This is a genomic window from Pseudomonas protegens, from assembly GCF_013407925.2.
GTDB lineage: Bacteria > Pseudomonadota > Gammaproteobacteria > Pseudomonadales > Pseudomonadaceae > Aquipseudomonas > Aquipseudomonas fluorescens_AP.
Window position 1 is genome coordinate 3,617,059 of record NZ_CP060201.1, and the last position, 22,491, is coordinate 3,639,549.

At 59.0% G+C, this 22,491-nt stretch carries 20 protein-coding genes and 1 pseudogene; 17 read left to right on the forward strand and 4 right to left on the reverse strand.

Annotated elements, in window-relative coordinates; translation table 11 throughout:
- Window positions 1-89: 89 nt before the first annotated feature.
- Entirely contained in the window at window positions 90-995 is a 906-nt protein-coding gene (locus GGI48_RS16705; protein ID WP_179599192.1) for an SdiA-regulated domain-containing protein, read from the forward strand.
- A gap of 55 nt (window positions 996-1,050) precedes the next feature.
- Here the strand turns inward: GGI48_RS16705 and rpiA are convergent, their stop codons facing one another.
- Window positions 1,051-1,722 carry a ribose-5-phosphate isomerase RpiA gene (gene rpiA / locus GGI48_RS16710; protein ID WP_016963479.1) on the reverse strand — a complete coding sequence of 224 codons (672 nt, stop codon included), beginning with the start codon at window positions 1,720-1,722 and terminating at the stop codon, window positions 1,051-1,053.
- Between the two features lie 227 nt (window positions 1,723-1,949).
- On the opposite strand from rpiA, the gene ilvA reads away from it, so the two are divergent.
- The 4 genes from ilvA to GGI48_RS16730 are packed head-to-tail and all read left to right on the forward strand — an operon-like array spanning window position 1,950 to window position 5,680.
- On the forward strand, window positions 1,950-3,464 hold the full coding sequence (ilvA, locus tag GGI48_RS16715) for a threonine ammonia-lyase, biosynthetic (protein WP_103742122.1): 1,515 nt from the start codon (window positions 1,950-1,952) through the stop codon (window positions 3,462-3,464).
- A gap of 40 nt (window positions 3,465-3,504) precedes the next feature.
- Window positions 3,505-3,933 carry a DUF2269 family protein gene (locus GGI48_RS16720; protein ID WP_179599194.1) on the forward strand — a complete coding sequence of 143 codons (429 nt, stop codon included), beginning with the start codon at window positions 3,505-3,507 and terminating at the stop codon, window positions 3,931-3,933.
- 26 nt (window positions 3,934-3,959) lie between these two features.
- The gene (locus tag GGI48_RS16725) at window positions 3,960-5,216 is read left to right on the forward strand and encodes a DoxX-like family protein (RefSeq protein WP_179599196.1); all 1,257 of its coding nucleotides are present in this window, start codon (window positions 3,960-3,962) and stop codon (window positions 5,214-5,216) included.
- Window positions 5,213-5,680 (forward strand): DUF2269 family protein, encoded by a 468-nt coding sequence (locus GGI48_RS16730; RefSeq protein ID WP_016967274.1) that lies wholly within the window; start codon window positions 5,213-5,215, stop codon window positions 5,678-5,680. The genes GGI48_RS16725 and GGI48_RS16730 overlap by 4 nt, the downstream gene beginning before the upstream one ends.
- Before the next feature lie 50 nt (window positions 5,681-5,730).
- Here GGI48_RS16730 and GGI48_RS16735 read toward each other — a convergent pair whose 3' ends face one another.
- Window positions 5,731-6,387, reverse strand: a complete 657-nt coding sequence (locus GGI48_RS16735; RefSeq protein WP_016967275.1) for an HAD family hydrolase — start codon at window positions 6,385-6,387, stop codon at window positions 5,731-5,733.
- A 144-nt stretch (window positions 6,388-6,531) separates the two neighbouring features.
- Here GGI48_RS16735 and GGI48_RS16740 point away from each other — a divergent pair, with 144 nt between their 5' ends.
- A complete protein-coding gene (locus GGI48_RS16740) occupies window positions 6,532-7,011 on the forward strand; it encodes an RNA pyrophosphohydrolase (RefSeq protein WP_011064073.1) in 480 nt (159 codons plus the stop codon).
- A gap of 22 nt (window positions 7,012-7,033) precedes the next feature.
- Window positions 7,034-9,313 carry a phosphoenolpyruvate--protein phosphotransferase gene (ptsP, locus tag GGI48_RS16745; RefSeq protein WP_047306526.1) on the forward strand — a complete coding sequence of 760 codons (2,280 nt, stop codon included), beginning with the start codon at window positions 7,034-7,036 and terminating at the stop codon, window positions 9,311-9,313.
- 63 nt (window positions 9,314-9,376) lie between these two features.
- Here the strand turns inward: ptsP and GGI48_RS16750 are convergent, their stop codons facing one another.
- Entirely contained in the window at window positions 9,377-10,123 is a 747-nt protein-coding gene (locus tag GGI48_RS16750; RefSeq protein ID WP_016967541.1) for an NRDE family protein, read from the reverse strand.
- A gap of 123 nt (window positions 10,124-10,246) precedes the next feature.
- Here GGI48_RS16750 and GGI48_RS16755 point away from each other — a divergent pair, with 123 nt between their 5' ends.
- The 8 genes and pseudogenes from GGI48_RS16755 to GGI48_RS16790 all read left to right on the forward strand — a co-directional run bounded on the left by GGI48_RS16755 (window position 10,247) and on the right by GGI48_RS16790 (window position 19,801).
- The gene (locus GGI48_RS16755) at window positions 10,247-11,029 is read left to right on the forward strand and encodes a sulfite exporter TauE/SafE family protein (RefSeq protein ID WP_047306525.1); all 783 of its coding nucleotides are present in this window, start codon (window positions 10,247-10,249) and stop codon (window positions 11,027-11,029) included.
- A gap of 81 nt (window positions 11,030-11,110) precedes the next feature.
- Window positions 11,111-11,920 (forward strand): prolipoprotein diacylglyceryl transferase, encoded by an 810-nt coding sequence (lgt, locus tag GGI48_RS16760; RefSeq protein WP_016967543.1) that lies wholly within the window; start codon window positions 11,111-11,113, stop codon window positions 11,918-11,920.
- A 46-nt stretch (window positions 11,921-11,966) separates the two neighbouring features.
- A pseudogene (thyA, locus tag GGI48_RS16765) lies at window positions 11,967-12,626 on the forward strand (thymidylate synthase); the annotation flags it as partial.
- Window positions 12,627-12,759: 133 nt separating this feature from the next.
- The gene (locus GGI48_RS16770; protein ID WP_260620442.1) at window positions 12,760-13,992 is read left to right on the forward strand and encodes a tyrosine-type recombinase/integrase; all 1,233 of its coding nucleotides are present in this window, start codon (window positions 12,760-12,762) and stop codon (window positions 13,990-13,992) included.
- Window positions 13,989-16,364, forward strand: a complete 2,376-nt coding sequence (locus GGI48_RS16775; RefSeq protein ID WP_179599200.1) for a tyrosine-type recombinase/integrase — start codon at window positions 13,989-13,991, stop codon at window positions 16,362-16,364. Before GGI48_RS16770 ends, GGI48_RS16775 begins: the two co-directional genes overlap by 4 nt.
- The gene (locus GGI48_RS16780) at window positions 16,364-18,457 is read left to right on the forward strand and encodes a site-specific integrase (protein WP_179599202.1); all 2,094 of its coding nucleotides are present in this window, start codon (window positions 16,364-16,366) and stop codon (window positions 18,455-18,457) included. The genes GGI48_RS16775 and GGI48_RS16780 overlap by 1 nt, the downstream gene beginning before the upstream one ends.
- Window position 18,458: 1 nt before the next feature.
- On the forward strand, window positions 18,459-18,971 hold the full coding sequence (locus GGI48_RS16785) for a hypothetical protein (RefSeq protein WP_179599204.1): 513 nt from the start codon (window positions 18,459-18,461) through the stop codon (window positions 18,969-18,971).
- A complete protein-coding gene (locus tag GGI48_RS16790) occupies window positions 18,968-19,801 on the forward strand; it encodes a thymidylate synthase (RefSeq protein ID WP_053486357.1) in 834 nt (277 codons plus the stop codon). Before GGI48_RS16785 ends, GGI48_RS16790 begins: the two co-directional genes overlap by 4 nt.
- Window positions 19,802-20,291: 490 nt before the next feature.
- On the opposite strand, the gene GGI48_RS16795 is transcribed toward GGI48_RS16790, so the two are convergent.
- Window positions 20,292-20,981, reverse strand: a complete 690-nt coding sequence (locus tag GGI48_RS16795) for a helix-turn-helix domain-containing protein (RefSeq protein WP_179599206.1) — start codon at window positions 20,979-20,981, stop codon at window positions 20,292-20,294.
- Window positions 20,982-21,267: 286 nt separating this feature from the next.
- On the opposite strand from GGI48_RS16795, the gene GGI48_RS16800 reads away from it, so the two are divergent.
- Window positions 21,268-21,819, forward strand: coding sequence for a hypothetical protein (locus GGI48_RS16800; RefSeq protein ID WP_179599208.1), 552 nt, complete (start codon window positions 21,268-21,270; stop codon window positions 21,817-21,819).
- A 172-nt stretch (window positions 21,820-21,991) separates the two neighbouring features.
- The gene (locus GGI48_RS16805) at window positions 21,992-22,318 is read left to right on the forward strand and encodes a hypothetical protein (RefSeq protein ID WP_179599210.1); all 327 of its coding nucleotides are present in this window, start codon (window positions 21,992-21,994) and stop codon (window positions 22,316-22,318) included.
- The last annotated feature ends 173 nt before the right edge of the window (window positions 22,319-22,491 follow it).

The following is a 22,491-nucleotide window of genomic DNA, read 5'->3' on the forward strand; positions in this document are numbered from 1 at the left end:
GCCTGAGCCGTGCCGTCCCGCGGCATTAAGCTTGAATTCAGTGGGCTGTGATATTTCATTCGCCTGTCCTGATTTCGAGCTCCCTCGCCATGTATCGCCTGACCCGTTTGCAACCCCTCTACCTGACTCTCGGCCTGATGGCCGCACTGCTGGCGGCGTTTGTCCACAATCACCGGTTGTGGCAGCGCGCCTGGTTTGACTGGCAAACCTACTGGCAGGTAGCGGCCCCCGAGTCGCTGGGGCTGGGCGACTATCGGGTGGTGCTGGAGGCGCAGCCGATCAAGGGCCTGGACGAAGTTTCGGCGCTGACCTACGACCCGCTGCGCAACAGCCTGTTTACCGTGACCAACAAGAATGCCGAGCTGGTCGAGCTGTCCCTGGACGGTCAGGTCCTGCGGCGCATTGCCCTGGTGGGCTTCGGGGATCCGGAGGCGGTGGAGTTCATCAGCGCCAATACCTATGTAATCAGCGATGAGCGGCAGCAGCGGCTGATCAAGATCCAGCTGGACGATGAAACCACCGTGGTGGACGCGGCACAGGCCGAGCAGATCACCCTCGGCGTGCACCTTTCGGGGAACAAGGGCTTTGAAGGGCTGGCTTACGATTCACAGGGCCAGCGCCTGTTCGTCGCCAAGGAGCGCGACCCGATGCTGATCTACGAAGTGCAGGGCTTCCCCCATCACGATCCGGAAAAGTCCTACGGGGTGCATGTGCTGAATAACCCCAAGCGGGATGCCGGGCTCTTTGTGCGCGATCTTTCCAGCCTGCAATACGACGAGCGCAGCGGCCATCTGCTGGCCCTGTCGGACGAATCTCGCTTGGTGGTGGAACTGGACGTGGACGGGCGCCCGCTCAGCACCCTGGCATTGGGCAAGGGCCGCCAGGGCTTGAGCAAGTCGGTGCCCCAGGCTGAGGGAATGGCCATGGATGACGCCGGCACCCTGTATCTGGTGAGCGAGCCGAACCTGTTCTACGTCTTCAAGAAACCCATGTAGGCGCTGGCTTGCCAGCGAAGCGGCCTTGCGCCGTCTACGCTGGCAAACCGGCGGCTCAGGCCTTGAGGGTTTTCACCCCTTCAGCGGTGCCCAGCAGCAGCACATCGGCGGGGCGCGCGGCGAACAGGCCATTGGTGACCACGCCGACGATGGCGTTGATCTGGCTTTCCAGCTCCACCGGGTTGGTGATCTGCATGTTGTGCACGTCGAGGATGATGTTGCCGTTGTCGGTGATCACGCCTTCGCGGTACACCGGGTCGCCGCCCAGCTTCACCAGCTCGCGGGCCACGTGACTGCGGGCCATCGGGATCACTTCCACCGGCAGCGGGAAGTTGCCCAGCACCGGCACCAGCTTGCTGGCGTCGGCGATGCAGATGAAGGTCTTGGCCACGGCGGCGACGATCTTTTCCCGGGTCAGGGCGGCGCCGCCACCCTTGATCAGGTTCAGGTGCTCGTCGCTTTCGTCGGCGCCGTCGATGTAGAACTCCAGGTCGCTGACGGTATTGAGCTCGTACACCGGAATCCCGTGGCCCTTGAGGCGCGCGGCGGTGGCTTCGGAGCTGGCCACGGCGCCGTCGAAGGCGCCCTTGTGCAGGGCCAGGGCGTCGATGAAGCAGTTGGCGGTGGAGCCGGTGCCGACCCCGACGATGCTCTTGTCATCGAGTTTCGGGAGGATAAGGTCGACGGCGGCCTGGGCGACGGCCTGTTTGAGTTGATCCTGGGTCATGCGGGCTCCGAAGCGGGCAAGGGGGGGCACAAAGGCCGGCATTATAGGCGCCGCGGCAGATCCGGTCATTGCCCGTTTGGCTAATCGGCCGGGGTGGACGGGGAGTTCGCATGGCGGGGGAGAGGCTTTGAGGGGGCGGGCTAAAACCTCGGTATTCGTGTGGTCGCCCGGGCAAACGCTGGGTTAGACTCCTTGGCCCTGCCCAACCCGCTCAGTGATGCTTTCCGATGCTCGAACAGTACGTCAAGAAGATCCTCACCTCGCGCGTTTATGACGTTGCCGTAGAAACCCCATTGCAGACTGCCCGCCAGCTCTCCGAGCGGCTGGGCAATCAGATCTGGCTCAAGCGCGAAGACTTGCAGCCGGTGTTCTCGTTCAAGATTCGTGGCGCCTACAACAAGCTGACCCAGCTCAGCGACGCCGAGCGCGCTCGCGGCGTGGTGACCGCGTCGGCCGGCAACCACGCCCAGGGCCTGGCCCTGGCGGCCAAGGTGCTGGGGGTCAAGGCCACCATCGTGATGCCCAAGACCACCCCGGAGATCAAGGTCGAAGGCGTGCGTTCCCGTGGCGGCAAAGTGGTGCTGCACGGCGATACCTTCCCCGAGGCGCTGGCCTATTCTCTGAAGCTGGTGGATGAAAAAGGCTACGTCTATATCCATCCCTACGATGATCCGCACACCATTGCCGGGCAGGGCACGGTGGCCATGGAGATTCTGCGCCAGCACCCTGGCCCGCTGGATGCGATTTTCGTTCCGGTCGGTGGCGGCGGGTTGATCGCCGGCATTGCCGCCTATGTGAAGTACCTGCGTCCGGAAACCAAGATCATCGGCGTCGAGCCGGACGATTCCAACTGCCTGCAAGCCGCCATGGCCGCGGGCGAGCGGGTGGTGCTGCCGACCGTGGGGATCTTTGCCGACGGCGTGGCGGTGGCGCAGATCGGCCAGCACACCTTCGACATCTGCAAGCACTATGTGGACGAAGTGATCACCGTCAGCACCGACGAGATCTGCGCGGCGATCAAGGATATCTACGACGATACCCGCTCGATCACCGAACCTGCCGGTGCCCTGGGCGTGGCCGGGATCAAGAAATACGTCGAGCAGCGCGGCATCAGCGGACAGACCCTGGTGGCCATCGATTCCGGGGCCAACGTCAACTTCGACCGCCTGCGCCATGTGGCCGAGCGCGCCGAGCTGGGCGAGGGCCGTGAAGCCATCATCGCCGTGACCATTCCCGAGAAGCCGGGCAGCTTCAAGGCGTTTTGCGAAGCGGTGGGCAAACGCCAGATCACCGAATTCAACTACCGCTACAACACCGGCAGCGAAGCGCACATTTTCGTCGGCGTGCAGACCCACCCGGAAAACGATCCGCGCAGCGCCCTGATCGCCAGCCTGACCGGGCAGGGCTTTCCGGTGATCGACCTGACCGACAACGAACTGGCCAAGCTGCACATCCGCTACATGGTCGGTGGCCATGCCGAGAAGGTCAGCGACGAAGTGGTGCTGCGCTTCGAGTTCCCGGAGCGTCCGGGCGCGCTGTTCAACTTCCTCAACAAGCTGGGCGGCCGCTGGAACATTTCGATGTTCCACTACCGCAACCATGGCGCGGCGGACGGCCGGGTCGTGGCCGGCCTGCAAGTGCCGGCCGAGGAGCGTCACCTGGTGCCGGCGGCCCTGGAGCAGATCGGCTATCCGTACTGGGATGAAAGCGACAACCCGGCGTACCAGCTGTTCCTGGGCTGAACGACTACGCTGAGGAACGGAGCCTTAAGGAAGCGAGAACATGGAAACACTGAGCACGCTGAAGACGCTTCATGTACTGGCCACGGTGCTGCTGTTGGGCAGCGCCCTGGGGCTGGCGATCTGGACCTGGCGCCTGCGCCGCCAGGGCGATGCCGCGGTTTACAGCCGGGTGTTGCAGCGTCCGGGGCTGTTCGGCTGGTTGCTGCTGGCCATCGGTCTGCTGAGCCTGCCGTTCAGTGGCTGGGGGATGGTGCATCTGGTGGGCTGGCCGCTGGGCCAGGCCTGGCTCCTGGGCTCCAGCGTGCTCTATACCTTGGGCGTCCTGGCCTGGCTGTGGCTGATGGTGCGACTCAATCGCCTGCGGCGCGCCAAGGCCGCCAGCGGCCTGACCTTCACCCTGGTGCTGGCGGTGTTCAGCCTGGTGTGTTTTGTCGCCATTGCCGGCCTGATGGGCGCCAAGCCGGTCTGATTCCGGCGTGAACCTTAAGGATTGCCATGAAGGTTGTTCTGGTGGGGGCCACAGGGTTTGTCGGCCGCCATCTGTTGGCGGCCCTGCATGCCGCCGGTCATCAGTTGATCGCTACCAGCCGTCATCCACAGCCGTGCAGCCTGCCGGGGGTGGAATGGCGACAACTGGACCTCGATCGCCTGGGGCATGAGCCCCAGCCCTTTGTCCTGCCCGCCGATACCGATGTACTGATCAATGCCGCCGGGTTGCTGAGCACCGATGCCCGGGCGCTGACCCTGACCCAGGACCTGGGCACCCGTGCCCTGTTCGATCTGGCGGCGAGCCGAGGCGTGCGGGTGCTGCAGATTTCCGCATTGGGTGCCGGCACCCAGCCCCACGTGCCATTTCTTGCCAGCAAGGCCGCGGCAGATGATTACCTGCTGCGCTCGGGGATTCCGGCGGTGGTGCTGCGGCCGTCGCTGGTGCTGGGCGCCGGTGGTGCCAGCAGCGGCTGGCTGGCGAAGATGTCGCCCTGGCCGTTGCTGCCACTGTTGTCCAGCAAGGCGCAGATGCAGCCCCTGCATATCGAGGATTTGAGCGCGGCGGTGCTGGCGTTGCTCAGGCAATGGCCGCAGGAATCCATGATCCTGCCCCTGGTCGGCCCGGAGCGAATGACCATGGCGCAGCTGCTGGACCGTCTGCGCGCGGCCCAGGGCTGGGCCCCGGCCCGTTACTTCCAGCTGCCTTCGGTGTTGCTCAAGCTGTTGGCTGGCGCAGGAGATCGCCTGGGCTGGCGAGCACTGAACCGGCAGAGCCTGGCCATGGCTCGCAGCGATAACCTGGCGGACCCTGAAGTGCTGGCGTCGGTCTGCGGTTATCACGCGGCGCCCCTGGCGGCTCGCCTGCACGACTGGCCGCAGGCCGCGCAAAGCACCCAGCTGGCCCTGCGCCCGCTGCTGCTTGCGGTGATGGTGTTGATCTGGCTGGGTACGGCGCTGGTGTGCGTCGGCCCGGGCTACGACTGGGGCCTGCGAATCATGGCCGAGGCTGGCGTGCAGGGCGCCTGGGCGGCCCTGGCGGTAGTCGGCGGATCACTCTGCGATGCGCTGCTGGGTGTCGGCCTGCTGCTGCGGCGCTGGCGTCGTCGGGCCTTGCAGTTGCAGTTGGGGTTGATGCTCGGCTACACCCTGATCATCAGCCTGATCCTGCCGCATTTCTGGTTTGACCCTTATGCCGCCGTGGCCAAGAACCTGGTGTTGATGGTGGCGACCCTCTGGCTGTTGTGGACCGAACCCCGTCGATGAGTGCTTATCTGCTGTTGAAAACCCTGCATATCCTGTCCTCGACCGTGCTGTTCGGGCTCGGTGCCGGCTCGGCCTATTACGCCTTGCGGGCCTGGCGCAGTGGTCGGGTGGAAGTGATTGCCGTGACCTTCAAGCACCTGGTGTTCGCCGATTGGGCCTTTACCGCCACCACGGCGGTGTTCCAGCCATTGAGCGGCCTGGGGCTGGTGCATCTGGCGGGCTGGCCGATCCAGCAGGCCTGGCTGCTGTGGAGCCTGGGGCTCTATGTCGTGGCGGGGCTGTGCTGGCTGCCGGTGGTCTGGTTGCAGATCCGGGTGCACAAGATGGCCGAGCAGGCCTTGCGTGATGGGGTGGCGATGCCGATGCGGGCCCACCTTTATATGCGCTGGTGGTTTGCCCTCGGCTGGCCGGCGTTCCTGGCCTTCATGGCGATTTTCTACCTGATGGTGGCCAAGCCGGTGTAGGGCCTGTCGCTGGCAAGCCGGTGCCTACAGCCGGCTCGCCAGCGCGCGGATCAATCGCGCAGGCTGATGACCTGCCATCCGCGTTTCTCGGCTTCGGCCCGCAGGTTCGGGTCGGGATCGACGGCCACCGGGTTGCTCACTTGTTCCAGCAGCGGCAGGTCATTCATCGAGTCGCTGTAGAAGTAGCTGTCTTCCAGGTCGTGGCCGGTTTCTTCCAGCCAGCGCTTGAGACGGATGACCTTGCCTTCGCGGAAGCAGGGCACGTCGGTGCTGCGTCCGGTGTAGCGACCCTCATGCATCTCGCATTCGGTGGCGATCAGGTGTTCAACCCCCAGGCGCTCGGCGATCGGTGCGGTGATGAAACGATTGGTGGCGGTGATGATCACCAGCTTGTCGCCGGCCTCGCGGTGCTGATCCAGCAGCGCCTGGGCCTTGGGCAAGAGGATGGGTTCGATGCAGTCGCGCATGTAGTCGCGATGCCACTGTTGGAGCACGGCCATCTCGGTGCGGCCGAGGATTTCCAGGCAGAAGTTCAGGTAGGCGGCGTTGTCGAGTTGGCCGGCCAGGTAGTCCTGGTAGAACTCGTCGTTGCGGGTCTTGTAGGCGACGGCGTCGAGGAAGCCCCGCTCGCACAGGTAGTCGCCCCAGGCGTGGTCGCTGTCGCCGCCAAGCAGCGTGTTGTCCAAGTCGAATAAAGCCAGGCGCATTGCAGTTACTCACTGAAAAGTCGCGGAAAAAGGTGCCCAGAATACGGTCTTTTCACAAGAGTGCACATAAGCTGAGCAGCCTCGTTGCTGCATTCCCAAGCTTTGTGGAACAATGCGGCGACATGCGTTTGCGAGGTTGTAGCCGTGATCGACCCCGATGGTTTCCGCCCCAATGTCGGGATCATTCTGACCAATGATGCCGGACAGGTGCTATGGGCTCGCCGTATCAATCAAGATGCCTGGCAGTTTCCTCAAGGCGGGATCAACCCCGACGAGACGCCGGAAGACGCCTTGTACCGCGAGTTGAACGAAGAAGTAGGGCTGGAGCGCGAAGATGTGCAAATTCTCGCCTGCACCCGGGGCTGGTTGCGCTATCGTTTGCCGCAGCGTCTGGTCCGAACCCACAGCCAGCCGCTGTGCATCGGCCAGAAACAGAAATGGTTTCTCCTGCGCCTGATCTCCAACGAGCAGCGGGTGCGGATGGATTTGACCGGTAAACCGGAATTCGATGGCTGGCGCTGGGTCAGTTATTGGTATCCGTTGGGCCAGGTGGTGACATTCAAGCGCGAAGTGTATCGCCGCGCTCTCAAAGAGCTTGCCCCGCGCCTTTTAGTGCGCGACTGACGACGGAGTTCGACCCCGAGCCATGCTCAATACGCTGCGCAAGATCGTCCAGGAAGTTAACTCCGCCAAGGATCTCAAGGCGGCGTTGGGGATTATTGTATTGCGCGTCAAAGAGGCCATGGGCAGCCAGGTCTGCTCGGTCTATCTGCTGGACCCGGAAACCAACCGTTTCGTGCTGATGGCCACCGAGGGCTTGAACAAGCGCTCAATCGGCAAGGTCAGCATGGCCCCCAACGAAGGCCTGGTCGGTCTGGTGGGCACTCGGGAAGAACCCCTCAACCTGGAAAACGCCGCCGATCACCCGCGTTATCGCTACTTCGCCGAAACCGGTGAAGAGCGTTATGCCTCGTTCCTCGGTGCCCCGATCATTCACCACCGTCGGGTGGTGGGCGTACTGGTCATCCAGCAGAAAGAGCGCCGTCAGTTCGACGAGGGCGAAGAAGCCTTCCTGGTGACCATGAGCGCGCAACTGGCCGGGGTGATCGCCCATGCCGAGGCCACTGGTTCGATCCGCGGCCTGGGACGCCAGGGCAAGGGCATCCAGGAAGCCAAGTTCGTCGGCGTACCCGGCTCCCCCGGCGCCGCGGTAGGTAGCGCGGTGGTGATGCTGCCGCCGGCCGACCTGGACGTGGTGCCGGACAAACACATCACCGACATCGATGCCGAGCTGGCGCTGTTCAAGAGCGCCCTGGAAGGGGTGCGTGCTGACATGCGCGCGCTGTCGGAAAAACTTGCCACCCAGTTGCGCCCGGAAGAGCGCGCGCTGTTCGACGTCTACCTGATGATGCTCGACGACGCCTCCCTGGGCAGCGAAGTCAAGACCGTGATCAAGACCGGGCAATGGGCCCAGGGTGCGTTGCGCCAGGTGGTCACCGATCACGTCAACCGTTTCGAATTGATGGACGACGCCTACCTGCGTGAGCGCGCCTCGGACGTCAAGGACCTGGGGCGCCGGCTCCTGGCCTACCTGCAGGAAGAACGCCAGCAGACCCTGGTCTACCCCGACAACACCATCCTGGTCAGTGAAGAACTGACCCCGGCCATGCTCGGCGAAGTGCCCGAAGGCAAGCTGGTGGGGCTGGTGTCGGTGCTGGGTTCGGGCAACTCCCACGTGGCGATCCTGGCCCGGGCCATGGGCATTCCCACGGTGATGGGCCTGGTGGACCTGCCGTATTCCAAGGTCGACGGCATCCAGATGATCGTCGACGGCTACCACGGTGAGGTCTACACCAACCCCAGCGAGGTACTGCGCAAGCAGTTCGCCGATGTGGTGGAAGAAGAGCGGCAACTGGCCCAGGGCCTGGACGCCTTGCGCGACCTGCCTTGCATCACCCCCGATGGCCACCGCATGCCGTTGTGGGTCAACACCGGCCTGCTGGCCGATGTGGCTCGGGCGCAGAAGCGTGGTGCCGAGGGCGTAGGCCTGTACCGCACCGAAGTGCCGTTCATGATCAACCAGCGCTTCCCCAGTGAAAAAGAGCAGCTGGCGATCTATCGCGAGCAACTGGCGGCATTCCATCCTCAGCCGGTCACCATGCGCAGCCTGGACATCGGTGGCGACAAGTCGCTGTCGTACTTCCCGATCAAGGAAGACAACCCCTTCCTCGGCTGGCGCGGCATCCGCGTGACCCTCGACCACCCGGAAATCTTCCTGGTGCAGGCCCGGGCCATGCTCAAGGCCAGCGAAGGCCTGAACAACCTGCGTATCCTGCTGCCGATGATTTCCGGCATCCACGAACTGGAAGAAGCCCTGCACCTGATTCACCGTGCCTGGGGCGAAGTGCGTGACGAAGGCACCGACGTGCCCATGCCGCCGGTGGGGGTGATGATCGAGATTCCGGCGGCGGTGTATCAGACCCGGGAACTGGCGCGCCAGGTGGACTTCCTCTCGGTGGGCTCCAACGACTTGACCCAGTACTTGCTGGCGGTGGACCGCAACAACCCGCGGGTCGCCGATCTTTACGACTACCTGCATCCGGCGGTGCTGCAAGCCCTGCAGAACGTGGTGCGTGATGCCCATGCCGAAGGCAAGCCGGTGAGCATCTGCGGTGAGATGGCTGGCGATCCGGCGGCCGCGGTGCTGCTGATGGCCATGGGTTTCGACAGCCTGTCGATGAACGCCACCAACCTGCCGAAAGTGAAGTGGATGCTGCGCCAGATCAGCCTGAGCAAGGCCAAGGAACTGCTGGACGAGATGATGACCATCGACAACCCGCAAGTTATCCACAGCTCGCTGCAACTGGCCCTGAAGAAACTCGGGTTGGCGCGGATGATCAATCCGGCGTCGAACAAGACCCTGTAATCGAGGTGTTTTCCTCGCTGGCAAGCCGGCTCCCACGGGAGCTGGCTTGCCGGCGAACGCGCTTCACACCTTCAGCTCGACCTCCCCCAGATGCCCGCCATAAGGGCCAAAGCTGCGTTCGACCAGATGCCGCGAGCCGTCGGCGTTGACGATCAGCGCGGTGCTGGCCCGTGTGCCGTAGCTGGGGCTGGCGATGAACACGCTGGACAGCAGGCTTTCCGTGGCCAGCCCGACACCGGTGTCCGGCAACTCGGCGAAGGGCGCGGTCTGCGGATCGCTCAAGAGCGCCAGCAGCGCCTGGGGCTTGGGGTCATGCAGCACTTCCTGCAGCGCCGCCCTGGCCTTGAGCAGCTTTGGCCAGGGCGTGTCGAGCCCGGCATTGGACAGGCCGTAGACCCCGGGCTTGAGCAATTGGGGCTCCAGGTCCTGCGCGTTGTAGTGCCACAGCTGATCGCCGGTGCCCAGCAGCAGGTTGAAGCCGGCGTACTCCACCGAACGGCCGACGACATCGCGCAAGTAGTCTTCCAGGGCAATATCGCCGGCGAGAAAGCGCGCCACCAGTTCGCCCCGGGAACGCCGCGCGGGCGGTTGGTGCGGGTTGCGGATATTGGTCAGGGCGGCAAAGCGGCCATGGGCACCGACCCCAAGCCAGGTGCCGCCGGCCTCCAGGTCGCGTCCGGCGTGGATCTGCGGCGACTCCGGCCATTGCCCCAGGGGCAGGCTGGGGCGAGCGTAGAACTCATCGCGGTTGGCCGCGACGATCAGGGGCTGGGCGTGGCCCGGCCGCCAGGCGAAAACGATCAAGCACATTGAGGTGACCCCCTGGGTGTTTTTGCTCACTCTACGCACACAACCCCGGGGTATCCATCGCCATCCAGTGGAGTCCGGGGTAGCGCTTCCGTTACCATGCCGCTCTCATTTTCGGATGCTCCCATGGAATTTCTGCTCTATCTGCTGCTGGGCGCCTGCGCGGGCGTACTGGCCGGGCTGTTCGGCGTGGGCGGTGGGATCATCATCGTCCCGGTGCTGGTGTTCAGTTTCACCCTGCAAGGCTTCGATGCCTCGGTACTGACCCATCTGGCGGTGGGCACCTCTCTGGCCAGCATCATCTTCACCTCGGTCAATGCGGTCCGTGAACACCATCGGCGCGGCGCGGTGCGCTGGCCGATCTTTGCCTGGATGGCCGCAGGCATTCTCCTGGGGGCCGGTTTCGGCGCGCTGACGGCGGAAGCCATTTCCGGCCCGCACCTGCAGAAGATCATCGGCGTCTTTGCCCTGCTGGTGGCCCTGCAGATGACCCTGGAACTCAAGCCCAAGGCCAGCCGCCAGGTGCCCGGCAAATGGGGCCTGGCCGCGGCCGGCGGGGTGATCGGCTGGGCCTCGGCGATCTTTGGCATCGGCGGTGGCTCGCTGACCGTGCCGTTTCTCACCTGGCGCAGCGTACCGATGCAGCAGGCTGTGGCCACCTCCTCGGCCTGCGGTTTGCCCATCGCCCTGGCCAGCGCCTTAAGTTTCATGATTCTGGGCTGGCATGATCCGCAGCTTCCGGCTCATAGTCTCGGCTTCGTGTATTTGCCGGCGCTGTTGGGCATTGCCCTGACCAGCATGGTGTTCGCCCGGATCGGCGCGCGCCTGGCCCATAAACTGTCGCCGCGCCTGTTGAAGCGGATGTTCGCCGCGCTACTGTTTGGCGTGGGGATCAGCTTCCTGTTCTGAGCGATGACGCAATCCTGGCTTAATCCCGGGCTGGCAGTTTGCCTGGGAATATTTGAGTTCTAACCCTGACGAGGAGTCGCAATGCTGCCTTACCCGCAGATTGATCCGGTGGCCCTGGCCATCGGCCCGCTGAAAATCCACTGGTACGGCCTGATGTACCTGATCGGCATCGGCGGTGCCTGGCTGCTGGCCTCGCGCCGGCTGAACCGTTTCGATCCGACCTGGAGCAAGGAGAAGCTCTCGGACATGGTGTTCTGGATGTCCATGGGGGTGATCGTCGGCGGCCGCCTGGGTTACGTGCTGTTCTACGACCTGAGCGCCTACCTGGCCAACCCGACCCTGATCTTCGAAGTGTGGAAGGGCGGCATGTCGTTCCACGGTGGCTTCATCGGGGTGATGCTGGCGGCCTGGTGGTTCGGCAAGCGCAACAACAAGAGCTTCTTCGAGCTGATGGACTTCGTCGCGCCGATGGTGCCGATCGGCCTGGGCGCCGGGCGGATCGGCAACTTCATCAACGCCGAGTTGTGGGGCAAACCCACCGATGTGCCGTGGGCGATGATCTTCCCGCCGTTCAGCGATCCGGCGCAGTTGCCGCGTCATCCGTCGCAGCTGTATCAGTTCGCCCTGGAAGGCGTGGCGCTGTTCCTGATCCTCTGGCTGTTCTCGCGCAAACCGCGGCCGACCATGGCGGTTTCCGGTATGTTCGCGCTGTTCTACGGGATCTTCCGCTTCATCGTCGAGTTCGTCCGGGTGCCGGACGCACAGCTGGGCTACCTGGCGTGGAACTGGCTGACCATGGGGCAGGTGCTGTGCGTGCCGATGATCCTCGGCGGCCTGGGGCTGATCTGGCTGGCTTATCATCGCGCTCCGGCCCAGAGCGCGGCGCAATAAATTCGAATCCCGGGGCGTGCCCCGGGTTCAAGGATGCAGGTAATTCATGAAGCAATATCTCGATCTGGTGGCCCACGTCATCAACAACGGCACCAAGCAGGCCAACCGCACCGGTGTGAACACCATCAGCTTCCCCGGGGCCATGCTGCGCTACGACCTCAAGGAAGGTTTCCCGGCCATCACCACCCGCAAGATGGCCTTCAAGTCGGCCATTGGCGAGATGGTCGGCTTCCTGCGTGGGGTGAACAACGCCGCCGAGTTCCGCGCCCTGGGTTGCAAGGTCTGGGACCAGAACGCCAACGAAAACGCCCAGTGGCTGGCCAACCCGTTTCGCCAGGGCGACGACGACCTGGGCGAGATCTACGGCGTGCAATGGCGTAAATGGCCGGCCTACAAGCAGATCAAGACCAGCAACCAGGCCGCCATCGACCTGGCGCTGAGCCAGGGCTACCGGCAGATCGCCGCCGGCGAGGAAGACGGCCAGGGCTACGTGGTGCTGTACAAGGCCATCGACCAGGTGCGCCAGTGCGTCGACACCATCATCAACGACCCGGGCAGCCGGCGGATCCTGTTCCACGGCTGGAACTGCGCCCAGCTGGATGAAATGGCCCTGCCGCCGTGCCATCTGCTGTATCAGTTCCACCCCAATGTCGAGACCCGGGAAATCTCCCTGACCCTCTACATCCGCTCCAACGACCTGGGCCTTTTATCGGACGTAGGAAAAAGCGCACAGTACACGCTCCTCGCCTAAAAAAATTTGTCTTTCGTGCTACTTCATCTTGACCTTGACAAGCTGCACATTCTGCATAGGATGGGCGGCCTTCAAAAAGGGGTAGTCGGTGAAGGTTGTAGTCGAAGAGAAGCAGTTGCTCGACCTAGGTGGGTCGATGCTCAACGAAGATGGGCCCACAGTGGCAGACCGGGTGTCTGTGACGGCGGTGGGGCTGTTCGATTCAGAAGAGAGGCTTGTACCGCTTGTAAGCGAGTACCTGACCTTCGCAGTTCGCAGCGCCAACCTAGCGGCCCTGTCAGCCGAGACATATGGGCGTAACATTGGTTACTTGCTCGAACACCTGAAAGGCACGCCAACTTTCAAAAGCTCGTCTTATGACGAAATCCTTCTTGCCGTAACTAAACTCGGTATCCAACGGTACTTTACCCACCTGCGTGAAGTGGATGGTTTGACCTCAACTACAATCCGTAACAGGGATGCTTGTTATATGGCCCTGTTCAATGACTTCCTGTGCGTTGGCGGAAAGCACAAAGGCCCAGGACGTGAGGACAATCCTTATGCTGGTGGTTTTCTTTCTCCTGCTCCAAAGAAGGATTTGGTTTATCCCTGTTCATTGCAGGAACTCAAAGCGCTTATTGAGTCTGCGAGCAGCGAGAGGGAGCGATGCCTGATCCAAGCTATCTTTGATGTGGGTTTGCGCCGAAGTGAAGTTGGCAGGGTTACCTTGGGCGCTGTGAATAAAGCTTTGGGGTTTGCTCAAGCTAACTTTGTTCCGGATGATGACCTTGATTGGGTGCATCCTGATTACTGCCCTCTTTACATTGACGGCAGTAAAGGACGTGGGAATGAGCTCAAGCCACGATACTCAATTGTGAGTCGAGCTGTGCTCGAACGTATCAAGCGTTATCACGCATCTCCCTTATATAAGAAGCACGCTCGCCGTTATGAGACTGCTGATGTAACGCCGTGCTTCTTCAATTCGGAGGGACAGCCCTTTAATCCAGATGCCGTTAGCAAACTGCTTGAGCGGCTCTCTAAGCGCGCCGTCAGGAGTAAGCGGGTTGAACGCATGATTTCGCCCCATAAGCTTCGTCATGGTCACGCATATGCGATTTTGACTAGCCCTGACTTCGGCGATGACTATCTCAACAAACTCCTCATGGCTCAGAAGTCACTCGGCCACTCAGACACATCCACGACAGGAACTTATACCAAGTTGCCACAGGAAATCTTCCACTTGGTTTGCCCGAACACTGGAGAGGTTGCGACCAAAGCAAAAAGCATGGCGGATCTTGCTGCTCAGACGACGCTGAAAATCAGGTTGGGAGATAAGAAATGAATGTTTCAGAACGTGCGGTCGAGAGTGGCAAGATTTTCAGGTGGCTGAAGGCGCTGGAAGAAAATCCACTCCAATACTACCAAGTCGAGCTCAGCGATAACTCCAGTGGTACTTATGCTCCGCTGATGCTCAGCGAGTCGTACATTGCAGGCAAGGATCTCGACCCATCAATCAAGATGTTTGAGCTTGCAGAGCAGAAGCTCATCCTCAATATGCTAATCGACGGTGTCATTCATCAGGGAGAAACAGCCGCTGGTTGTAACTGGCGTTTGAAACTACTGGGCTGGTACAAGTCTCTCTCTCATGAAGAAAAACTTGCGCTTCCGATTTTTGGCAACAAACTTAGCCTCTCAAAGGCGGTAGAGCCCATTCCTGGTCTTGAATCCATTAAGCACGGCTACAGCCGGTATGAAGGCGTGCGGCTCGCCTGCCAGGAAATCAACCTTGATCTTCAGTCTCTTGGGGTCGCCTCTGCGGACTATATGACCGTTAAGGAGCGGGTTGAATCCAAGGAGGAGTTTGTGCCGCAGGAGAATGCTCTTGTGGATTTTAAACGACTCCAGATGCTTGATTTTGCCACCTTGGACGGTCTCGAAAAATCATCTGAAGGTAGGCCATTCAACGACTTGAAACATGCGTTTGCCACCGCTTCGCTGGGTACTACCAGCGACTCTGGTGCGAGCAATTATCATGAGGGGTTCAAATGGTTCACGAGGCTCCTCGCTGGGCAAGGCTTCAGTGGCTTGGAGCCGCTGACTGAGGTTCTCGATCCGTTCAGCCTCCCGTTGTTCCGTTCGTATCTCGAGCGCCATATTGTTGAGGGCACCCTTTCTCCGATTACCGCGACTACCTTGGTGAGTGCCGTCCGTAGCACCTTGACGACCATCAAAAATATCAAGGGTTACGCGGGATCAGATTTCATCAACTGTCAGGGGTTTGATGCTGATCGTGTCACTGATGCGTATCGCCCATACTCGAGCGCTGAGCGTGTTCGAATTTCTACGAGCGTGAACGAGGATATAGAGCACTACAACACCCTTGCGCAGCCCTACCAGCGAAGCGGTATTGGTGAAGATCCCATTGATGCGAAAGGCAGCTTAAAGCCAGGCTGCAATACCCTTGAAAATGCTCGCTGGATTTTCGAGAACAAGCTCGGTTGCGCGCATGTTGGTCATGATCAGAAGGACAGTGAAGATCCTCATGTGAGAGCCTTTCTGCGTATCGTGAGCCGTTCAGGCACCGGGCTGCGGGAGGTTGTAGAGGGTTGGGGCGTTCACTATCTGGTGGACGCTCAGGTGATCACGCCTTACGCGATCAAGCTGGCTCAAGTCACCGGGCTGAACGCTGACTCAATCAAGCTGCTTGATGTGGATGACTACGAGCCTAAGCATCCGCTCACTGGGCGTCCTTGCCTCCGGTACTGGAAAGAGCGTTCTGACGGTGAAAAGCTGATGCATCTCGATATTTTCGAAGCTGACATCACCTGGCTCACCACGTCTCAATCGTATGCTGTCGCTCAGATTTTTGAAGACATCAAGGCACTGACAGCCAAAATCCGCGTATCTGCACCCCCAGTTATGCGAGATAAGCTATTCATCTGGCAATCCAGTGCTCGGAAAAGCTTCATGGAAATCAAGTCCTTCGCCACTGGGAAGGACGGCGCACTAGGGGTTGCCTTTGCTGCTTACGGTAAGCGTAAAGGCTTCGTGGACAGCAATGGCCAGCCCTTGAACCTCACTCCTGCCAGGTTGCGCCCCAGCTTCATCAGCGAGCTTGTGGAGCGTGACGTCCCCGTCCGTGAGATTCAGTTGATTCTTGGCCACAAGCATATTGAAACCACACTGGCCTACCTAGATCGTATGGACTTCAACTACATCGCACGCTCCAAGCTGGATGTGGCTCTCAGGGAGCTTCATGAGTCAGCAGCCGAGTTGGCTGATAGCCTCTCGAACAGCGAGGCTGAAGCCAACCTCATTGATGTCGTTAATCTCGATGGGCCACAGGTTGTTTTCAAAACTCCTCTAGCGAGCTGCCGTAACATTTTCAACCCACCGGAGTTCATCAAGAAGCTGAGCTCCTACGTGCCCGGCAGCCCTTGTGCGTTGTACAACATGTGCCTGGGATGCGAGAACGTTTTGCTCACTGCGTCGAACCTGCCAGAGCTGTTCGCGATGGAGCGGGACTACCTCACGCTCAAGGAGGTTTCTCGCATCATGGATACGCCGTATGGACGCGTAGTACGCGAAAACTTGGCGTTGCTGGATGGCATTCTGCACTCAAAATCTGATTTCACGCCTGAAGAGTTGGCCGAGGGCCGTCGTCTTTCGGAGTTCGTTGATACGACTGTGCTGGTGGATGGGGTGGCGATGTGATGATGGAGCAGATTAATTTTTCTACCCTTTTGAGGTTCTCAAGTTTTCGCTCGAGCCTGTCGCTGCTGCAAGGCCAGCTTTCTGCTATTGAAGCAGAGAGCGACCAGCAGGAAGCCTGGGCTTTCCTGTCCTACCTCAATAACTTGCAGGTATCTCAGAGCTCTGCATTCGTGGACGGGGTTTGGGACTTCAATGCGGATTACCCAAATGCCTCGCGCTACATTCGTGGGGCTAAACTTCGCATCGATTTCACGAAGTATTCCAACATTCCAGAGCTGGCGATTCTCGAGCTCAAAGCTGCATTCATGATCATCCTCAAGGCCCTGAGCGGGATTCCAGCGGATGGGAAATCCACCAGAGTCAGCAAGAAACCGCTTAAGCCCAATTCGCTGATCAGTGACTATGAGAACGGGCTTCGGTTTTTGGATAAGGTTTATGCCGTCGCGGCTATTGAGCTTGGAAAGGAGCACGTGGATCGTGAGCTGATCTCAATTCAATGCTTGCCTGCGCATTTCTATGCAGCAGCTGCCGAAGATTATGACTACGTATACGACGAATACACTGAGAAGCTGTTCAAGCACCTCAAGTCTGGCTACCTGCAAGCGAACGTGTTCGGTGCGAGCCTGCCATTCGTCGACTTTTCCAAGCTGAAATGGAAAGTCCTGGGTGGTAAAAATCGGCCTGCAAAGGATGCTGAGAAAAAGTCGCAAATTTTACCAAACAGCGTCTTCGAAATTTCTTCCCAGATGGCCTCGCTGTCGATTGTCGATTTTTTGGATGCGATGGGAGAAGAGGTTATCGATGTTGCTAGCCTGACGCGTCGTAACGCTAAGGAATACTTTCCTTCGCAACAGAGTGGGTTGAATCCGCTCAAATTCAACTTGTATGTGTACAAGCGGCTTTCTAACAAGGGTTTCTCTTTTGATGAGGTCGCTAAAGTTCTGGGCAGCGATGTCATGAACTCTAGCAGGCTGTTTTCTGTAATAGCACCTTGGGCTGTTAAGCAATATGCGAAAGACACCGGGTCGGCTCTCGATGATCAATTCAGGCTTTATCTGAATTTTGTTAACTATTCATGTCTCTACATTATTGGTCAATATACCGGGATGCGTCCTTCAGAATATGCAGAGCTGCTCGCAAGCTCGAGCCTCCGACCTGATGGGCGCTATTGGGTTTTGGCAAGTAATGTGAGCAAGCATCAAGATAACCTTGCTGAGTTGTTTGATGATTTCTGGCTCGCGATTCCCATTGTTCGCGACGCTGTTCGGGTGTGCCAGCTGATCAGCAAATACAAGAACAACGACTATATCTTTTCGAACGTTGATACCGTTGCTTTTGGAGAGCAAGGGAAACCATTTGCTGCCGGTTCAACCAAAGCCACGCTGGAGAAATTTTTCGAGCGTGTCTTGCCACCCGAGACGTTTGAGAATCTGGACTTCCACGCCTACATGATGCGTCATACCTTGGCCTACCAACTGCATCGTGCCGACTTGGGACTGCCGTTTATCTCTCACCAGCTAAAGCACTTTGGTGAGATTGTGGGTGTGGGGCATTCTGATCGTGGGTTTAGCAAGACCACCCTGCTGTACGGCGAAATCGCCGACAGGATTTCCAAGGGGGCTGGTGCCCGGAAGGCGGAAGGGAGGTCGCTTCGTCAGGAAGCGGAGCTTGAGAGCATTCATCAGCGGTTCGACCCTGACGGTAGCTATGCAGGTGTGAACGCCGAGGCTCACAAGGAGAGTCTTAGGAAGGTTTTCCGGGGTTACATGGCCTCTGGGCATACTAAGGAGGACATTTTCGAGGCCATGCTCGACCAGCACATTGCGGTTATCAACGTGGGCTCTGGCTTCTGTTACGGTGGAGGTGTGGATGAGTTTGACAGTTCGCTGCCATGCATTGGAGGGCTGCGCTGCAACCCCAACCGTTGCCAGAATGCCATCGTCAGCAAAGCTAACGCTCCGGCTTGGCGAGAAGTGTATTACCAAAACAAGGCGATGCTTGGTAACCCAGCCTACGCACACACCCATGCGCAGAACAAAGCGGCGATGGAGGAAGCTTACGGCGTCCTTCAGCTGCTGGAAGAGGAGCTCTGAAATGAGTGATCCACGTGCATTCGATCAGAAGAACAAGGAAGATTTTGATCAGTACACAGAGTTGTTGACTCGGGCACTCTTTGATATCGGTGCGAACGAATCTCTGAAGGCAACTGTTGCCGAACTTAGCCGTATTACCGGTATGCATCGAAATACCATCCGGCAACGTGTTTGGCCTTTAGAGCGCCTTGAGACTATCAAGGAAAATCGCCGTATCGAAGTTTTGCGTAGGCAGGTTTCTAATAAGAAGCCAGTTGATCCTATGGTGGTTTTGACTGAGAAGTTAGAGTCAGCTCGGATTGAAGTGCTTCATTGGTTTACTGAGGCTAAATTAGCGTATGACGTTGCTCAGACCAACGAGAACAAGTATCAAAGTATGGTAAGTTCGAGAGATACCTATATGAGCCTTTTGGCGGATGCCAATAAACGGCTCTTGGAGTCTCAGAAAGAAATTGATAAACTTAAGCAAGTTATCAGTATCCTGGAAGCTGCCCAGGTGGAGAAAAGTTCATGAAAAGCTATCTGGATCTACTGGGTGATGTTCTCGAAAATGGTGCTCAGAAAGGTGATCGTACTGGTACGGGCACAATAAGTGTATTTGGCAGGCAGTTCCGTCATGACCTGTCAAAAGGCTTTCCTTTGCTCACAACAAAGAAGTTGCACTTCAAAAGCATTGTTAATGAGCTCATTTGGTTTCTTGGCGGTGATACCAACGTTAAGTGGCTTAATGAGAATGGCGTCAAGATTTGGAACGAGTGGGCTACTGAAGACGGTGACCTCGGGCCAGTGTACGGTAAGCAGTGGACTGCCTGGCCAACCAAGGATGGCGGCACAATCAACCAGATTGACTACGTCGTTAACGCGCTGAAGACCAATCCCAACAGCCGGCGAATCCTGTTCCATGGTTGGAACGTAGAGTATCTGCCGGACGAGAAGGTGAGCCCTCAGGAAAATGCCCGTCAAGGCAAGATGGCGCTGCCTCCGTGTCACCTGCTGTACCAGTTCTATGTTGTGGACAACAAGCTGTCGGCGCACCTCTTCATCAGGTCGTCCGACACCTTCTTGGGGCTCCCATACAACACGGCATCCCTGGCGTGCCTGACTCACATGCTCGCCCAGCAGTGTGATCTCGACGTGGGTGAGATCGTTATCTCGCTCAGCGATGTACACATCTACTCCAACCATATGGAGCAGGTGAAGACCCAGATCGCTCGTGAGCCACGTCAGTTGCCTGAGCTGAAGCTGCTTCGTAAGCCTGCTTCCATCTACGACTACAAGTTCGAAGATTTCGAGGTTGTGGGCTACGATCCGCACCCGCATATCTCTGCACCTGTATCGATTTGATATTCAGCGGCATCGAGTGATGAGACCGGCCTTAGGGCCGGTTTTTCCTTTTCTGCACATGGAGAAATGCGGCGCAATATCCAAGCTCTGATCATGCTTTCTGGGGGCTGATTACCCTGTGCTTTCAGTTAGGGCGTTCCCCTGCGGGTAGTGGCTGTCGTGTACCGAGCCTTGGCGCTGCCGAGGTCTCGGCCCTTCGGGCTTCCATCCTCACGCCTTTGGCCCTGCGGGCCGGCGCGCTCCGCTTGCTTGGGTGGATCAGTTCCAGTCGACTGTTTACTGTGAGTTCAGCGGTTCTCGATATCAAGACGGGATGGACTGAGAGTCCTGGACAGGTTGACCGAGATGAGTGCGAGGCTTGGATGCCTGGAGAGGACGTCATATCAGCTCTCAGGGATCCACTGCCTCTTTTGGCGTTAACAGGCGGGCGTGCCCGTAGGGAGCGAACGTCCTAGGCCTAGCAACTGCGTACCTCTGACTAAGCGGGTTCCTATATACCCATTTTCCGGGGCAGGGCCAATTCCTCTGGGGCTTCGCCTTCTTTGAATCCAATCAGATAAAGCACGTCTCCAACTGGGAGTGCTTCCTGCGGCGAATCCGAGGTCGTGTTTTGTATCACCGGGCAGGTTGCATAGCGCAGATCAACGCCCTGTTTGTTCAGGCGTTCGATCATGGCCTGGAGTTCTTCAAAAACCTCCAAGCGCGCTGTGCTGGAATAGAGCTCGGCGCAGTCGCGATACTCCCGTAGGTAATCAGTGAGCTCCGCGAATGCCAGTGCCTGGTCTCTGGATGGCTCGAAGGCGGGCTCGATGTAATCGCCGATGCTTTCAGCTGCGAGCTTGGCCAAGCCCCTGCCTGATTCGAGCTTCAGTGCCTTCGTCATGACATACCTCAGATCGAACTGCTCACGAGCAGCGCGCAGCTGCTCCTCGGTTGGAATCTCCATCGGTTTAGTGAATGCGTCGATGTCCTGGAACTCAAAGGCAGAGGCTAGAGAGCGAAGCGTGTTTAGGCTGGCACCAGCCCCTGCTTCAACCCGCTGGATTGTTCTAGGGGTCGTCTTGGCGAGCTCGGCGAGAGTCTCCTGAGACCACTGGCGGAGTTCGCGCAGATATCTGATTACGTGGCCCAGTTCACCTTTGTTCAGTACGCGGGTTTCAACGTTGTCGAAGCTGCTCATGTCGTGTCCCCAATTTCAGTGGCTGTTCGGATGGGTCAAGTATGAGTCGGGGGAGATTCGGGGGACACGACACGAACCTGACAGTGTGATTGTTGCCAGCACTTTAGGTCTGATGAGTGCAATCAGGCCGAGGATAGCCCATATGCGCTTGTACAGCGGGATCACGTTCCCGACCGACAACCCGTGGCGCCTGGGTGCAGCTTCAGACGCCGCCGTTTCGAACCGCGAGAATTGGGTGGTAGCCTACCAGGTGCCTTAGCTACCGTCCGTGTCATCGGAGCACCACATGATCAACCTCCATCGCTTAATTAACAGGCTGTTTCCCGACCGCCGTCCCGATTGGGAGCAGAGGCGTGAACGTGAGTTCATCCTGGCTGCGAACTCTTTGAAGACCCTTTTGGTGACTGACCGGGGTGGCATGTCCATCGATCCCGAAGAGATTCGAGACCAGATCATTGCCTCACGTGAACAACTTAAGCAGCTCGCTCACAAACCTGGCGCACCTAGCAGACCGTTAAATATATCGGCAGACCTCAAGGTGGCTCAGCAAACGAGTGACGTCGTAAAGGCTTCTATGCAGCCACAGGACTGCATTGAGATGGTGGCTTGGCGCAGGCTGCCAAGTGGAGCTGCTGCGCGCTACATGTGCCTCCAGTCTACGACTACGGGGAGATTCGCGGTTGCGACAGCCAGGCTTTTCTCGGGGAGCGAGCAGAGCCTCCCGTCGTGGATGGAGGCCAATGAAGTCATGCAGGTTGCCAATGCCATTCAGAACCCCGAGCTCCGGTGGTTTACGACCTTAGGTGACGCCATGGATGCTTGGGATGCAGAGCTCTGATGGCCGTAAGGGTTGCCTTCCCTGAGTCTGACAAAACCAATGTTCTCAATGCCCTCCTGGCGGAGGATAATGACCGTGTGCAGTTAGCCACTGGTTGACTGCGCAAGCACTAGGGCAGAGCCCTATCAATGACAAAGGGAGATCCGATTTGATCAAACGGTGTGTAGCGGGAATGGTCGCGATGTTGATGTGTGGTGCGGTATGGGCAGCGAGCGATGCGGATGAGGCGGCGGCACTGGCAAGCCTGAACGAGGTGCAGAAGCTATACGAGAATCGTCCTCAGGGCACGCATAATCAGGCCGGCACGCGAACCCTCTCGAAGCAGGACATCAATGACTGCGTGATTCAGATGGCCGAAGCGAAAAGCAAGCTCGATGATGTGAAGAAGCAATACGGCTCGACCAAAGCCTACCAGTCCATGCAGACACGTATGCTGACTGGGCAGGTACGAGGCCGGCTGAGCACCTGCAAGCAGACCAAGGACACATTGGGATACTGACGGCGGATCTCCTTCTGGGGCGCGGCCATGAGTTTCTATGGCCTGATCGACGGCTTTTCGTGATAAAGGTTATGGTGATATCCCGCCAGAGGGGATGAATCCCCATAACATCTCTGGACAGATTTTTGCTATCCGCCACCAAGCCTTTCGCGAGCGCGGCATACAGCGTAAGG

Excerpts from the sequence above, each read along its gene's own strand:
- GGI48_RS16705 (WP_179599192.1), top strand. The coding sequence starts at position 90 with ATGTATCGCCTGACCCGTTTGCAACCCCTCTACCTGACTCTCGGCCTG.
- rpiA (WP_016963479.1), bottom strand. The coding sequence starts at position 1,722 with ATGACCCAGGATCAACTCAAACAGGCCGTCGCCCAGGCCGCCGTCGAC.
- ilvA (WP_103742122.1), top strand. The coding sequence starts at position 1,950 with ATGCTCGAACAGTACGTCAAGAAGATCCTCACCTCGCGCGTTTATGAC.
- GGI48_RS16720 (WP_179599194.1), top strand. The coding sequence starts at position 3,505 with ATGGAAACACTGAGCACGCTGAAGACGCTTCATGTACTGGCCACGGTG.
- GGI48_RS16725 (WP_179599196.1), top strand. The coding sequence starts at position 3,960 with ATGAAGGTTGTTCTGGTGGGGGCCACAGGGTTTGTCGGCCGCCATCTG.
- GGI48_RS16730 (WP_016967274.1), top strand. The coding sequence starts at position 5,213 with ATGAGTGCTTATCTGCTGTTGAAAACCCTGCATATCCTGTCCTCGACC.
- GGI48_RS16735 (WP_016967275.1), bottom strand. The coding sequence starts at position 6,387 with ATGCGCCTGGCTTTATTCGACTTGGACAACACGCTGCTTGGCGGCGAC.
- ptsP (WP_047306526.1), top strand. The coding sequence starts at position 7,034 with ATGCTCAATACGCTGCGCAAGATCGTCCAGGAAGTTAACTCCGCCAAG.
- GGI48_RS16750 (WP_016967541.1), bottom strand. The coding sequence starts at position 10,123 with ATGTGCTTGATCGTTTTCGCCTGGCGGCCGGGCCACGCCCAGCCCCTG.
- GGI48_RS16755 (WP_047306525.1), top strand. The coding sequence starts at position 10,247 with ATGGAATTTCTGCTCTATCTGCTGCTGGGCGCCTGCGCGGGCGTACTG.
- lgt (WP_016967543.1), top strand. The coding sequence starts at position 11,111 with ATGCTGCCTTACCCGCAGATTGATCCGGTGGCCCTGGCCATCGGCCCG.
- GGI48_RS16775 (WP_179599200.1), top strand. The coding sequence starts at position 13,989 with ATGAATGTTTCAGAACGTGCGGTCGAGAGTGGCAAGATTTTCAGGTGG.
- GGI48_RS16780 (WP_179599202.1), top strand. The coding sequence starts at position 16,364 with ATGATGGAGCAGATTAATTTTTCTACCCTTTTGAGGTTCTCAAGTTTT.
- GGI48_RS16785 (WP_179599204.1), top strand. The coding sequence starts at position 18,459 with ATGAGTGATCCACGTGCATTCGATCAGAAGAACAAGGAAGATTTTGAT.
- GGI48_RS16790 (WP_053486357.1), top strand. The coding sequence starts at position 18,968 with ATGAAAAGCTATCTGGATCTACTGGGTGATGTTCTCGAAAATGGTGCT.
- GGI48_RS16795 (WP_179599206.1), bottom strand. The coding sequence starts at position 20,981 with ATGAGCAGCTTCGACAACGTTGAAACCCGCGTACTGAACAAAGGTGAA.
- GGI48_RS16800 (WP_179599208.1), top strand. The coding sequence starts at position 21,268 with ATGATCAACCTCCATCGCTTAATTAACAGGCTGTTTCCCGACCGCCGT.
- GGI48_RS16805 (WP_179599210.1), top strand. The coding sequence starts at position 21,992 with ATGGTCGCGATGTTGATGTGTGGTGCGGTATGGGCAGCGAGCGATGCG.